Here is a 13,533-nt window from a genome sequence, read left to right as displayed (position 1 = left end):
TAGGGCTCTGATGGGTTACGATCTTCACATCACTCGCAAGGCAAATTGGTTCGATGCGTCTCCATCGATCGCTCTCGACGAATGGCTCGAGTACGTTGCCAATGATCCCGAAATTCAGCATGACGGTTTTGCCGAAACTCTCGCCGCCGACGGGGGTGTTTTACGGGTGGAACAGGCGGGCATATGCGTGTGGAAAGGATACTCCCGCGGCGAAAATCGAGAAAACGCCGCATGGCTTTGGTGGAGCGGAGGCAACATCGTTGTCAAAAATCCCGATCAAGAAATCCGTCGGAAAATGTGGCTTATCGCCCAATCTCTCGAAGCCAAAGTCCAGGGAGAAGAGGGAGAATATTATGACCATGATGGCGAGATGATCGTGACGCCGACGGATGTCATACTCGCGTCCGAGCGTCCGATGTCTCCCGATCCAAAGCGTCCATGGTGGAAATTCTGGTAGATTCCAGAAAATGCTGTTCTGCACGCGTTTTCGCAGCGGCGGATTGTGTTGGGAGAGTTGTCGAACGATGGGTGTTTTCGTTTTGCTCTTGGGGTTTCCGGGCGTCGGGAAGCTGACAATCGCCAAAGAACTCGGCTCGCTTATATCAGCAAAGATCATTGATAATCACTGATTCAACAACCCGATCTTGCGCCTTCTCGACCAGGATCAGACCGCTCCGCTGCCTAAGGGTGTCTGGGAGTACACTGGCAGGGTCCGGCAGGCCGTCCTGGATGCAATCACCGCCTATAGCGGCCCGTCGGCGCATTTCATCTTCACGCATGCCGGTGTCGAAGGCGATGAGCGGAGCACACGGACGTACCAACAGTTCGTTGACGCCGCCAGACAGCGCGCCGCGGTCTTCGTTCCAGTGAGATTGCTTTGTGCCGAAGAAGAATTGGCGCGTCGCGTTTCGTCCCCCGCGCGGCGCGACCATTTGAAAACGACCGACGTCGAGACTTCGAGGAACCGAAGCCAACAGGCCGTGGTTCTTGATATCCCACACCAGCATGCGCTGACCTTAGATGTGACGTTCACGTCGCCTTTAGAAAGTGCTGCGGCAATACGGGATCATGTTGTGACATGCAGCGCCTAGACAGAGGGGACAGGCCTCGGGCGGGAAGACGGGTCAACGAGAGCGGAAATGGGCGTCAAAAACTATCTGATCGAAGGCGTTTCCGGCAGCGGCAAAACCGCGGTGGCTGAAGAACTGCAGCGGCGCGGCTACCACGTCATCCACGGTGACCGGGAGTTGTCTTATGTCGGCGATCCCGAGACTGGTGAACCGCTGGACGCGCTTGCCCATGAGAGCCTGACCGACAGCGTCACATGGGTGCACGAGCACCACATTTGGGATGTCGACAAAGTCAAATCCGTGTTTGCTGATCACCGCAACGCGATCTCCTTCTTCTGCGGCGGCTCTCGAATCTCTCCCGCTTTATCGATGTGTTCGACGGGGTTTTCGTTCTCGACATTGATCTCGACACGTTGAACCGGCGGCTTGCCGGCAGACCGGAAGACGAGTTTGGTGGAAGGCCTGCCGAACGGGAGCTGATTGTGCGATTGCATGCAACGAAAGAGGATATTCCGACGTGTGGGGTCGTCATCGACGCCACCGCGCCGCTCGCCGTCGTCGTCGACGAGATTCTGAGGCTATCGCGTGCCTGTGATGATCATTGCCGTTGAGCGAAGGTGAACCTTGCCGTCGCTGACGGATTGGAGAGCTAGCTCCAGGACCTCGCCGCGGATTTTTTCCCGTGTTGCCGCATCGGCCCTGGATAGTCCGGCAACAACCGGCGCGGCGATCTCGGTCATGAAGTCCCAGTAGCGCGCCGGGGCATCGTGCACCATCATCGCCGACACTTCTTCCTCGGCGACATCGAGAAGTCCCGCCTCTTTGAAGGTCTTGGCCATCATGCCTTCCGCCGCGCAGCGGAACAGGCCCGGAGAACCGGGCGGCGGCGGGGGCATTTCCACGTGGCGGGCGATCGTGCCCATGACCGTGGTCGCCCATGGATTTTTGGCAGGCACGCTCCAGACTGCGGCGCAGACGCGCGCACCGGGCTTTGCCACGCGTGCCATCTCCTGGGCGGCGGCAGCGATATCCGGGAAGAACATGAACCCGAACCGGCATAGGACGGCGTCGAAACTGGCATCGGCAAAAGGCAACGCGCCCGCATCGCATAATTGAGTTTTGAAGTTTTTCAGGCCACGCCTGGCCGCATTTTCGGCGGCAGCAACCAGCATATTTTCCGAGAGATCGGTGACGACAACCTGACCGTCGGGAATTGCCGCCGCCGCCGTCAGGCCGGGTTCGCCAGTGCCGGCGGCTATGTCGAGCACGCTAGAGCCGTTGGAGAGATTGGCGTGCCGGAGCATGGCATCGCCAAACGGCGCGAGCCAACCGAGAACCAGGCTGTCCCATTTCTTCCAGCCGGCCGAAAACTTGTCCCAGGTCTCACGTTGCTGGTTACGGATATCGTCGAGATTTGCTGACATGCCCCGGCTCCCCCAAACGTTCAACCGGCAAAGCCGGGAACGTCGACACTATGCGCCGCTAATGTCGGGATTCAATGGAAATAAGCGCCATCGGACCAATCGCCAGGCATGACCAAACCTGTTGGGTCGGAGTGATTGAATTGACCAAGACTATTGGAGCTTTTATACGATAGCTTTTGCGAAACTCCGGATTAGCCAAAAATAATCCTTTTAAATCAATGGGCTTCTCCTGGATGGTGCCAAATCAAGAATGCGGAACAAGCGGATTGCTGAAGCGATGCAGCCCGGCTGTATGCATCAGCCATGGAGAAACAAAATTCTAAAGATCATGGTCTTGCTGCACAGCGCCGATGGCCTGGCTTGGCAGTCTCCCCCCAAAGGCACCAGCCTGAAGACATTGAGCGAAGCCGAAGAGCAAGGCTTCATCTTGATCCGCGGGGAATTTCAAAAACGGCAATTCCGTCTGACAGAGCTGGGCTCCGACTATGTCGAGCGCGACAAGCGGCGTCTGGAAGCGCGCAGGCTCTGAACCGATATCGCCGCCTAAGCGCGAATTGAACCCACAAGTCAGGCCCCCGACGGCCGAAAGGCAGGCCTGACAATGGCGCGTCGCAACGGGAGCGGTCATCCCCGCATAGGGAGTACCAGCCTACAGCGCATCCTGGATATCGAAGCGGACGATCTTGTCGCCGTCCATGCGGAAGATGTGCGTTACTGTCTTGTCCTTCAGTCCATGGGCCTGCCCCTCCAGCGGCCGGCCATCGAGGTCAAAGACCGACTGGATCACCTCGACAGCGACGGCGCCCTCTTCGGTTTCTTCAAATGCGACCGGCTCGACGTGTGGACTGATCACAGCCCACTGACGTGTCCAATAGTCGCGCACGGCCTCACGACCATTGATGTGGCCGCCATCCATGCCGTTGGCCCAGGCGACATCATCGGAAAGCACGGCAAGGACAGCGTCGATGTCTCTGGCATTGAAGCTGGCATAGATGCGCTTGATCATTTCGAGGTCATTTTGAGACATATCGTTTCCTCAATGGAGATTGAAACATTTGCTGGGCGGCATCGAAACGGCATTGCCTCATGCCGCGTATCAAGATACATACGTACATATGCATCTCGGGGTCAAGCGGAATGGACGAAGACGTGCTTTCTACGCCGGGGCATCTCATCAGTCTTGCGGCGCGGGGGTTTGCCCGCCTCAGCGAGTCACGCCTGAAACCGCTCGGCTTCGGTGTCGGCCAGTTGCCGGTGCTGGTCGCGCTGCAAAATGGCAAGGCCAGTACACAGCGCGACCTCGCCCGCTTTGCCAGGGTCGAGCAACCGCCGATGGCGCAGATGCTCGCACGCATGGAGAGGGATGGCTTGATCGAGCGGACGCGCGACCCGGCTGACGGCCGCAGCAGCCACGTCGCGTTGACGAAGGCTGCACGGGAAGGCATGCCTGAGGCCATTACGGCCTTGTTCCAAGGGAATCGTGAGGCATTGACCGGTTTCACGGATGCGGAAGCGGGACAACTTGTCGATCTGCTCAAGCGGCTGATCGAAAATCTGGATCAGATTGCAAGCGCAGAGTCTTCGTCACGCGATTGATGCAGACCATCCAAGAACTCCGCGGCCCAACCAGCGGAATCCTCGGCGCAGCTTGGAGGCACGATCGGACTTATGAGAGGAACGTTTATGCATAAGGGATCCTGCCTCTGCGGCGTGGTAACTTTTGAAATCGAAGGCGATCTGCGAGCGCCCGACGCGTGCCATTGCTCCAAATGTCGAAAACAATCCGGCCACTTTTTCGCTTCAACCGACGTGCCAAGGCGTCAGATCACGATCCAGGGAAGCGAAAGTGTTACCTGGTATCAATCCTCAGAAAAGGTCAGGCGTGGATTTTGCGCGGTATGCGGATCATCGCTGTTTTGGGATCCACCCCATCACGACTGGATTGCTGTGGCGATGGGTGCATTTGATAGCCCGGCCGAAACCAAACTGAAAATGCATATCTTTGTCGCTGACAAAGGCGACTACTACGACATCACCGACAACCTACCCCAGAATGAGCAATAGGTAACTGTTGCTCATCCGCGAGCGCCCTTCAGTTTCTATTCTGGGACTGTGCTGTCTTTGCTCGAGGTCGTGCTGCCTTTCGGTAGGGAGGGGTTCCTCAAAACGCGTGACAGCAAGTTCCGTTTTCTCTTGCGCGGGACAAGATCGATATCGCTGACAAGCTTTGCGCCGCCCTTGCGTCGCTCCAGCGTGATCTTGCGGCTATGGAAGGCTTCCAGCTCAGCGCGATGCGCGACGCTGACGATGGTGACTTCAGGCAATTCATCGATCACCATCTGCATCATCTTATCCTGGCTCTTCTCATCGAGTGCTGATGTTGCTTCATCCAGCACGATGATATCGGGATAGTGCAGCAGCAGACGCGCAAAGGCGAGCCGCTGCTTTTCGCCGCCCGACAAGGTCTGGTCCCAAGGCGCATCTTCCTCGATCTTTTCGTTCAGATAATCGAGCCCCACCTTGTCGAGCGCCGCCTTGATCTTATCCAGCGTCCAGCTATCGGCGGCGCCGGGATAGGCGACGGCACGACGAAGCGTGCCGGACGGGATGTAAGGCCGCTGCGGCAACATGAACAATCGCCTGTCGGCGTGGAAATTGACGCTACCGCTACCCCACGGCCAGAGACCTGAGATGGCCCGCACCAGCGTGCTCTTGCCGGACCCGGATTCGCCTGACACGAGCACCCGTTCGCCGGGTTCGATCTCGACCCGGGTTTCCGTGACCACGGCGGTGCCATCGTCAAGCGACACGGAGAGATCGTTGAGGCTGAGCATCGCCTCGCCTTCGGTTTCACCATGCTTGATGCGCCCGAGCGAGTCGCTCTGTTCGGCGCGCTCCAGCCCGTCGAGCGACATCATCAGCGAGGCGATGCGCCGCGCACAGGCATTCCAATCGGCAAGACGGGGATAGTTGTCGACCAGCCAGCCAAACGCGCCCTGAACGATGGCAAAAGCAGAGGCGGCCTGCATGACCTGTCCAAGGGTCATGCTGCCTTCGAGAAATTTCGGTGCGCAAAGCAGGACCGGCACGACAGGCGCAATCAGCATCGATCCATGCGACACAAGCGTCGTGCGCATGTGCTGGCGCGCAAGGAGCGCCCATTGCCTGAGCACATTGGCGAAGGTCTTATCGAGGTCGTTGCGCTCCTCCTCCTCGCCACCGAGCAAGGCGATGCTCTCGCCGTTTTCCCGCACATGTGTCAGCGTGTAGCGAAACTCGGCTTCTGCCTGATTTTTAGCCTCGGAGACGTGGACGAAATAGCGGCCGATGACCGCCATCGAAGTAGAGGTGATCGCGGCGTAGAGGACCGCAGTGATGACGAGAAAGCCGGGAATGGTGATGGTCCAACCTGCGATCGGCAGAGTTAGGGCACCGCCGATCGTCCAGAGCACCACGATGAAGGTCGAGGCCGCCAGAAATGCGGAAATGACACCGGCGGTGAAATCGACAGGTGCTTCGGTGGCAATCCGCAAATCCTCGGAAATGCGCGCTTCGGGGTTCTTGTGGTCGCCGCCGATGAGATTCAACTGATAGTAACGGCCGTTTGCGAGCCAGCGCGCAATGACGGCTGTTGTCAGCCAGGAACGCCAGCGACGTTGGATCATCATGCGAACGGCGACTTGTATAGTGACAATGGCTACAGTTCCGAGCACGAGCGGCACGAATACCGCGCTCAGGAAATAGACGGTGCCGGCATCGTGTCGCTCTATGGCGTCGAAGATCCCGCGGTTCCACAGATTGATTCCGTACTGGAAGCCGACATTCATGCCGATCAGGGCCAATAGCCCGATCGAGAAAGGCCAAGCGAACTTGTCGCCACCGCGGCCCCAGTAACGGCGCGCGCTGATCCAGAAACGCTTGAGCAAATACCGCTTGCGCGCCTGCTCGGCCTCTTCAGGGGTCAGCTCCGGATCGGTTTCGATGGCATCTGGCGGCGGCATGACCTCGACAGTCGATGCCGTCTCCTGGGGCGAGTTCCCGGCACCGTGCGGTTCGGTGCCGTCGACCGATTTCGGTTTGAGTTTAGCGTCGGCCATAAGCGCAATAACGGCTTACACATCGAAATGTTTCATGATGTGGGTGTCGAACATCGCATCGGAGGGCTTGTCGAGAAAATCAGGCAATCACCGGAAGACCGCGACCGTGCTGTCGCTATTACGCAGCGTCTGAGCCCATGCCATAGCTGTCATTTGCCGCATTCTGGATCATTGCGATCGCGACCGGCGGCAAGATGAAGCTCCAGATCCCGAGCCAGGCAATCGAAATCAACCTTCCATGGCCTCTGTCGCGTGCGCGATCGTTGAGAAGGTTGCCAAGAGTCATGACAAGAACCGGCAATCCGAGCGGCACGAGGATGGCGATCAGCATGCCAGCAAGCGGTGTGAGCAGGCGCTGCGACGGTGCGGCACCCGCCAGTTCCCCGTGGATGCGATAAACCCAGTAGGCGAGATAGATAAAGGCGGCCACAGCAATGCCGAAGACCAGAAGTGCTAAAAGCAGCGTGACGGGGGAAGAGGCGACGTCGGCATCATTCGCCTGAAACAGATGGACGCCGAACGCCATCAGAAAAATCAGGATCGGCGGCGTGACCAGGATGACAGCGACCAGGAGAGGTGATCGCCGGCGCGGCGCAAGCGGCGTGTGTCGCGGACGCGGAGCTTCATCGAAGGCCAGGTTTCCGGCCGGCACCAGTAATATGACAGCGAGAAGCAGGCAGGCCAGGAAAGCCGAAACGACAGGCACGGCGCCCAGATCGAGTCCGTATAACCATGACGCGCCGATCGGAGCAAAGGCTGAGATCAGGATCGTCGTCGACAGGAGAGTGAGGGCGCAGCCGAAGTCGATTTTACCCGGTCGCCCGCCCACCAGGAATATCGCGATCGCGAGAGGGAAAACGGCCCGAACCGTGCCGAATACCACACCAAACAAAAACAGAAACGCCGGCGATCCCCACAATGCAGGCGCCGGCAGAAAACCGATGGCGACAACGGCACAGACGAGAATGGGCGAAATCAAAGCCGACCGACCATGGCGGCTCGCGACGATAAACGCCAGAAAGGCGCCGGCAACCCAGCCGAGAGTGGAGCCGAAATAGAAGATCCCGATCGTCTGAGCGCTGCTGCCGGTCATTTGCGAGATCAAGGGAAAGACCGTGCTGAAACCTTGTCCGCCGATTGCCAAAAGAAGCGAGGAAAAAAACAGAGCCCAATAGCGATAGGTGCTGAGGAAATCAGCCAGCATCCATTCGGCATTGCTGGAGGGGACAGAGGTGTTTTCCATCGGTGAAACTTGCCCTCCAGTCATGATCATCGCTCATCGCAAACGGTGGATGCGTCGACCATGCGCATCGAGGAAGTTATTTCAATAGGTTTGACGCGGCACCCGGATCAGCCCAGAGGTTTTGCCGACATATCGTGACCGATTTATAAATGTTCCCTTGGCGCCGAAACGTGCCATGGTTGGCATCCGCTCCGTAAGCCCACACTTTCCTGGAGTTGCTCTCGCCACCTCAGGCGGTTTCGGTGGCGATCTGCGGCAGGGATTGCAGCAGGGTCTGGCGGGCGGAGTGCAGATGCGCGCGGCAGGCGGTTTCGATTGCCGCCTGGTCGCCGGATTCCAGCGCTGCGATATAATCCAGATGTTCGTAGATAGCGCGCTCGTTGCGCTGGCGGGCTGCGGCCTTGTTCCACTGGTAGTGATAGTGGAAGACGATGGCGATCGCGTCGTAGAAATCGGCGATGAAGCGGTTCTTCGAGGCGCGGTGGATCAGCAAGTGGAAGCGCTCGTCGAGGACGGAGAAATCCTTGAAGCGCTGGTTGATGTCATCAAGCATGGCGTGATGTTCGTCACGGATGGCGGCAAGATCGGCCCAGCTCTGATTATCCCTGGAAAGCCGGCCGAATTCGGCGGCGGAATGCAGCTCGAACATCTCGCGCACATCGGCAAGCTCGAGGGCGAATTCTCGGGTGAACCCTTTAAGCGTCCAATGGCTGTTCGGTCGTTTTTCGATGAGGCCGAAGCGGGAGAAGCGGATCAGGAACTCGCGCACGCTGGTCGTGCCGGTGCCGATCTCGCGGGCAAGCTCCAGCTCGTTGATCTGCATGCCGGGCGCGGCATCGTCGGCAAGGATGCGCTGCATGAAGCTGCGCTCGATGATATCGTGCAGGGAATCGGTTTCTTCGGAGGGAAAGAGGTCGTGGTCAGTCGGCTGGCGCAGCACGATCTTCTGGCGCTTGTTCCAGCGGATGATGCCTTCTTCGCTGAGCCGCGTCAGGATGGCGCGCGCCGTCGAGCGGCTGACGCCGAGCTGGGCGGCGATCTCCGGTTCCGACGGCAACGCCGTATCCGTGCGCAAGGCTACGGCATACCTGTTGTACGCTTCCTTGAAGACCGTATTCTGCCTTGCCACCAGACCCCGCTTTCCGCCCTCGTATCCACCGCCCACTCTCCAGCAGGGCAGAAAAATCGGGGCTTGTTCAAACGACCTTTAGCTTATTTCCGGTCGCCTGCGGCTCATTGCCTCCCTCGTCCACAGGATCAATATTCCCGTTGACTTGAAAATGTTTATTGTAGATAAAAAACAAAATCAATGCGCTTTCGCCGATGCAGCGAGCGTTTCCCAGGGAGACGACATTGGATAAATTGCCTTGGATCATCCTTTCGGCCGGCGATAATGTCGCGGTCGCAACGGCGGCAATCGCGCCGGGTTCGACGGTTGCCGGCATTCAGACCCGTGAGAAGATCGACCCCGGCCACAAGGTGGCGATAGCGGATATTCCGCTCGGGGAACCCGTGGTGAAGTACGGACAGGCGATCGGCCGCACGACGGCCGAGGTCAAGGCCGGCGACCATGTGCACAGCCACAACCTGCATTTCGAAAACGACCGGCTGGCGGCGACCGCCAATTCAGCGCCGGAAGCGGCGACGGCCGACGACGTGGCGCGCACCTTCATGGGCTATCGCCGTGCCGACGGGCGGGCGGCGACGCGCAATTATATCGGCATCATCGCCAGCGTGAACTGTTCCACCACGGTCTGCCGGGCGATCGCCGACGAGGCGAACCGGACGATCCTGCCGCATTACAAGGGCATCGACGGTTTCGTGCCGATCGTGCACGACCAGGGCTGCGGCATGAGCTCGACCGGCGACGGCATGAACGTGCTGCACCGGACGCTGGCCGGCTACACCAGACATGTGAATTTCGGCGGCGTGCTGATGATCGGCCTCGGCTGCGAGGTCAACCAGCTGACGCTGTACGGCCAGAGCGGCGCCGGCGCCTCGAAGCGGCATTTCAACATCCAGGATGCTGGCGGTTCGCGCCGCGCAGTCGAGCGCGCCATGGGCATGCTGCGCGAAATTGCCGCCGATGTCGGCAAGGAAAAGCGCGTGCCGATGTCGATCGGTGAGATCATCATCGGCCTGCAATGCGGCGGCTCCGACGGCTTTTCCGGCATCACCGCCAATCCGGCGTTGGGTGTCGCGGCCGACCTGCTGGCGGCGGCCGGCGGTACGGCGATCCTGTCGGAGACTTCGGAAATCTACGGTGCCGAACATCTGCTACGCAGCCGCGCCGTCAGCGACGAGGTGGCAAAGAAGCTCGACGACAAGATTGCCTGGTGGGAAGATTACGTCGCTCTGCACGGCGCCTCGCTCGACAACAACCCGTCGCCCGGCAACAAGCGCGGCGGGCTGACGACCATCCTTGAAAAGTCGCTCGGCGCGGTCGCCAAGGGTGGGCGCTCGCCACTGACGGCGGTCTATGGGTATGCCGAACGGGTCACGGCCCCCGGCCTCGTCTTCATGGACACGCCCGGCTACGACCCGGTCTCGGCGACCGGCCAGGTGGCGGGCGGGGCGAACATGATCGCCTTTACCACAGGCCGCGGCAGCTGCTTCGGTTGCAGGCCGGCGCCGTCGCTGAAGCTTTCCAGCAATTCGGCGCTCTATGCCTCGATGGAAGAGGACATGGACATCGATTGCGGCACGATCGCCACCGGCGATGCGACGATCAGCGGCAAGGGCCGCGAGATCTTCGACCTCATCGTCGATACGGCCTCAGGCAAGAAGACCAAGAGCGAGCTCTTCGGCTACGGCGACAATGAATTCGTGCCGTGGCATTTGGGTGCGACGCTCTGACCTTTTGTTTCACGCAATTCCTGGGAAAACCGCTTCACACTTTTCCTGGGATTGATTTGAAGTAGACCAAGTTCAAGTTCTTCGCGAGGAGGCATGATGAAGACGAGACGGATCGGCAAGACCAAGCTGGAGGTGACCGAAATCAGTTTCGGTGCCGCCGCTCTCGGCGGTCTCTACCGCGCATGCCCGCGCGAGCAGGCGATGGACACGCTGCAGGCGGCCTGGGACAGCGGCATCCGCTATTTCGACGTGGCGCCCTGGTACGGGCTCGGCCTTGCCGAGCGGCGGGTCGGCGATTTCCTGCGCGACCAGCCGGATGGCAGTTACGCGCTTTCCACCAAGGTCGGCCGGCTGCTTCGGCCAGTGCCGACCGGCACCGTGCCCGATTACAGCTATGTCGACCCGCTCTCCTTCGACGCCGACTACGACTATTCCTATGACGGCATCATGCGCTCGGTCGACTTCAGCTATGCGCGCCTCGGCCTCAACCGCATCGATATTCTCTATGTGCACGATCTCGGCGTCTACACACATGGTGCGGCGAAAAACGCGGTCCACCAGAAGCAGTTTCTCGATTCCGGCGTGAAGGCGCTGGAGGAACTCAAGTCGTCTGGCGCGATCTCCGCCTTCGGCCTCGGCGTCAACGAGGTGCCCGTCTGCCTCGACGTCATGCGTCATTCCGATCTCGACTGCATTCTGCTCGCCGGCCGCTACACGCTGCTCGACCGCTCGGCCGTCGCCGAACTGCTGCCGCTCTGCCGGCAGAAGGGCACCTCGCTTGTCGTCGGCGGCGTCTTCAACTCCGGCATCCTCGCCACCGGCCCGGTGCCGGGTTCGCATTTCGACTATATGCCGGCTGATGACGACGTGCTTGCCAAGGTCGGCGCCATGGAGGCGATCGCCAAACGCCACGGAGTACCGCTGGCAGCGCCCGCCCTGCAGTTTCCGCTGCGCGAGGCGATCGTCGCGTCGGTGCTGATCGGCACGGCCAAGCCTTCGAGCCTGACGCGCAACATGGAGATCGTCGAGCCGCGGCTTGCCGACGAGATCTATGCCGAATTCCAAGCCTATACGCTGGTCGCGCCGCCGCTCGGCGCCGAAGCCGTCCGAGTCTGAGGAGAGACTATGCTCAAGGGTATTCATCCGCTGCTTGGCCCCGACCTGCTTCATGCGCTGAAGACCATGGGGCATGGCGACGACATCGTCATATCAGATGCCAATTTTCCCTCGGGCTCGATGGGTCCGCCGGTCATACGCGCCGACGGCGTCAGCGCCACTGACATGGCCGAGGCCATCCTGACCCATATGCCGCTCGACACTTTCGTGCCGGAAGCGGCGTGGCGGATGGAAGTGGTTGGCGATCCCGATGCCATGCCCGAGGTCTGCACCGAGTTCCAGCAGATCGTTGCCAAGTGCGCCGGCGATTTCCGCATCGTGCCGGTGGAGCGTTTTGCGTTTTATGCGATGGCCCGCAAGGCCACCTACATCGTCGCGACGACGGAATTCCGGCTGTACGGCAACCTGATTTTGAAAAAGGGCGTCGTCCATCCGCACGAGGTCAACACGGCCTGATCCCTATTTTAGGGTGCCGTTGTATTGGAATAAAATCAGTTGCTTGGCAGGAGTTTACCAAAGAAAAAAAGCCGGTTTGGCGCTCTTGCAATTTGATTGCGCCTCGGCTAGCTTCACCCGGCAAATGTTTTTTATCGATAAAAATCGTCCGCCTGCGTTCAGCGGCCGATTTATTTGGAGGAGAACGCACCCTGAGAGGAGAACCCTTATGAGTATCGTGAAATCCCTTCTGTCCCGCCGCGCCTTTACCGCGCTTGCAGGTGCCGCAGTCATCGCCACGGCGATGCCGGCAACGTCGTTTGCCGCCGACGTGACGATCCCGATCATCGTCAAGGACACGACGTCCTTCTATTGGCAGATCGTTCTGGCTGGCGCCCGCAAGGCCGGCAAGGATCTCGGCGTCAACGTGCCGGAACTCGGCGCACAGGCCGAATCCGACGTCAACGGCCAGATCAGCATTCTGGAGAACGCCGTTGCCGGCAAGCCGGCCGCTGTCGTCATTTCGCCGACCGAATTCAAGGCGCTCGGCAAGCCGATCGATGAAGCGGCCAAGTCGGTTCCGATCATCGGCATCGACTCTGGCGCCGACTCCAAGGCGTTCAAGTCGTTCCTGACGACCGACAACGTTCAGGGCGGCCGCATTGCCGCTGACGGTCTGGCCGCCGCTATCAAGGGCGCCACCGGCAAGGAAGAGGGCGAAGTCGTCATCCTCACCAACCTTCCGGGCGTCGGCTCGCTGGAACAGCGCCGCGAAGGCTTCCTGGATCAGGTGAAGACCAAGTATCCCGGCCTGAAGGTCATTGCCGACAAGTATGGCGACGGCCAGGCAACGACCGGCCTCAACATGATGACCGACCTGATCACGGCAAACCCGAACCTCGTCGGCATCTTCGCCTCGAACCTGATCATGGCGCAGGGTGTTGGCCAGGCGATCGCCGAAAACAAGCTCGGCGACAAGATCAAGGTCATTGGCTTCGACAGCGACGACAAGACGGTCGGCTTCCTCAAGGATGGTGCGATCGCCGGCCTCGTCGTTCAGGACCCCTACCGCATGGGCTATGACGGCGTGAAGACCGCGCTTGCGGTCTCCAAGGGCGAGAAGGTCGAGGAAAATGTCGACACCGGCGCAAACCTCGTCACCAAGGCGAATATGGCCGATCCGAAGATCGACGCGCTGCTGAACCCGAAGATCAAGTAACAACGACAGACAGGCCGCGCCGGCTTCAAAAACCGGCGCGGCCTTTTCTATCCATGGTATGGTCACCAGGGGT

The 13,533-nt window shown here is 59.8% G+C and carries 13 protein-coding genes and 2 pseudogenes; 10 read left to right on the top strand and 5 right to left on the bottom strand.

What is annotated here, in order from left to right; genetic code table 11:
• Nucleotides 1–10 precede the first annotated feature (10 nt).
• From ELH03_RS00800 to ELH03_RS00790, 3 genes and pseudogenes are all read left to right on the top strand, one after another.
• Nucleotides 11–457 carry a hypothetical protein gene (locus ELH03_RS00800; protein ID WP_128400885.1) on the top strand — a complete coding sequence of 149 codons (447 nt, stop codon included), beginning with the start codon at nucleotides 11–13 and terminating at the stop codon, nucleotides 455–457.
• 67 nt (nucleotides 458–524) lie between these two features.
• Nucleotides 525–1,091 (top strand): annotated as a pseudogene (locus ELH03_RS37810) (DEAD/DEAH box helicase family protein).
• A 48-nt stretch (nucleotides 1,092–1,139) separates the two neighbouring features.
• A pseudogene (locus tag ELH03_RS00790) lies at nucleotides 1,140–1,681 on the top strand (AAA family ATPase).
• Here the strand turns inward: ELH03_RS00790 and ELH03_RS00785 are convergent.
• Entirely contained in the window at nucleotides 1,649–2,494 is an 846-nt protein-coding gene (locus tag ELH03_RS00785; RefSeq protein ID WP_130658313.1) for a class I SAM-dependent methyltransferase, read from the bottom strand. The pseudogene ELH03_RS00790 and the gene ELH03_RS00785 sit on opposite strands and share 33 nt — an antisense overlap.
• A gap of 277 nt (nucleotides 2,495–2,771) precedes the next feature.
• Here ELH03_RS00785 and ELH03_RS00780 point away from each other — a divergent pair, with 277 nt between their 5' ends.
• Nucleotides 2,772–3,023 carry a hypothetical protein gene (locus tag ELH03_RS00780; RefSeq protein ID WP_197729779.1) on the top strand — a complete coding sequence of 84 codons (252 nt, stop codon included), beginning with the start codon at nucleotides 2,772–2,774 and terminating at the stop codon, nucleotides 3,021–3,023.
• Between the two features lie 120 nt (nucleotides 3,024–3,143).
• Here the strand turns inward: ELH03_RS00780 and ELH03_RS00775 are convergent, their stop codons facing one another.
• Entirely contained in the window at nucleotides 3,144–3,521 is a 378-nt protein-coding gene (locus ELH03_RS00775) for a nuclear transport factor 2 family protein (protein WP_128400883.1), read from the bottom strand.
• Between the two features lie 110 nt (nucleotides 3,522–3,631).
• Here ELH03_RS00775 and ELH03_RS00770 point away from each other — a divergent pair, with 110 nt between their 5' ends.
• Both ELH03_RS00770 and ELH03_RS00765 read left to right on the top strand, forming a co-directional pair.
• Entirely contained in the window at nucleotides 3,632–4,090 is a 459-nt protein-coding gene (locus ELH03_RS00770; protein ID WP_128400882.1) for a MarR family winged helix-turn-helix transcriptional regulator, read from the top strand.
• An 87-nt stretch (nucleotides 4,091–4,177) separates the two neighbouring features.
• Nucleotides 4,178–4,558 (top strand): GFA family protein, encoded by a 381-nt coding sequence (locus tag ELH03_RS00765; RefSeq protein WP_128400881.1) that lies wholly within the window; start codon nucleotides 4,178–4,180, stop codon nucleotides 4,556–4,558.
• A 35-nt stretch (nucleotides 4,559–4,593) separates the two neighbouring features.
• On the opposite strand, the gene ELH03_RS00760 is transcribed toward ELH03_RS00765, so the two are convergent.
• The 3 genes from ELH03_RS00760 to ELH03_RS00750 form a co-directional block, all read right to left on the bottom strand.
• Nucleotides 4,594–6,591 (bottom strand): ABC transporter ATP-binding protein/permease, encoded by a 1,998-nt coding sequence (locus ELH03_RS00760; RefSeq protein ID WP_128400880.1) that lies wholly within the window; start codon nucleotides 6,589–6,591, stop codon nucleotides 4,594–4,596.
• A gap of 118 nt (nucleotides 6,592–6,709) precedes the next feature.
• A complete protein-coding gene (locus tag ELH03_RS00755; RefSeq protein ID WP_128411970.1) occupies nucleotides 6,710–7,834 on the bottom strand; it encodes an MFS transporter in 1,125 nt (374 codons plus the stop codon).
• 229 nt (nucleotides 7,835–8,063) lie between these two features.
• Nucleotides 8,064–8,963, bottom strand: coding sequence for a GntR family transcriptional regulator (locus ELH03_RS00750; protein WP_128400878.1), 900 nt, complete (start codon nucleotides 8,961–8,963; stop codon nucleotides 8,064–8,066).
• A gap of 224 nt (nucleotides 8,964–9,187) precedes the next feature.
• Between ELH03_RS00750 and ELH03_RS00740 the strand changes: the two genes are divergently transcribed.
• From ELH03_RS00740 to ELH03_RS00725, 4 genes are all read left to right on the top strand, one after another.
• Nucleotides 9,188–10,690: a UxaA family hydrolase gene (locus tag ELH03_RS00740; RefSeq protein WP_128400876.1), complete on the top strand. Its 1,503-nt coding sequence runs from the start codon at nucleotides 9,188–9,190 to the stop codon at nucleotides 10,688–10,690.
• A gap of 96 nt (nucleotides 10,691–10,786) precedes the next feature.
• A complete protein-coding gene (locus ELH03_RS00735) occupies nucleotides 10,787–11,806 on the top strand; it encodes an aldo/keto reductase (protein WP_128400875.1) in 1,020 nt (339 codons plus the stop codon).
• Between the two features lie 9 nt (nucleotides 11,807–11,815).
• Complete coding sequence (locus ELH03_RS00730; RefSeq protein ID WP_128400874.1) at nucleotides 11,816–12,262, top strand: RbsD/FucU family protein; 447 nt, start codon at nucleotides 11,816–11,818, stop codon at nucleotides 12,260–12,262.
• 208 nt (nucleotides 12,263–12,470) lie between these two features.
• Complete coding sequence (locus ELH03_RS00725; protein ID WP_128411969.1) at nucleotides 12,471–13,460, top strand: ABC transporter substrate-binding protein; 990 nt, start codon at nucleotides 12,471–12,473, stop codon at nucleotides 13,458–13,460.
• Nucleotides 13,461–13,533 lie beyond the last annotated feature (73 nt).

Origin of the sequence: Rhizobium beringeri, from assembly GCF_004306515.1 — a bacterium.
GTDB classification, from domain to species: domain Bacteria; phylum Pseudomonadota; class Alphaproteobacteria; order Rhizobiales; family Rhizobiaceae; genus Rhizobium; species Rhizobium beringeri.
This window is presented reverse-complemented; position numbering and strand designations above follow the sequence as displayed.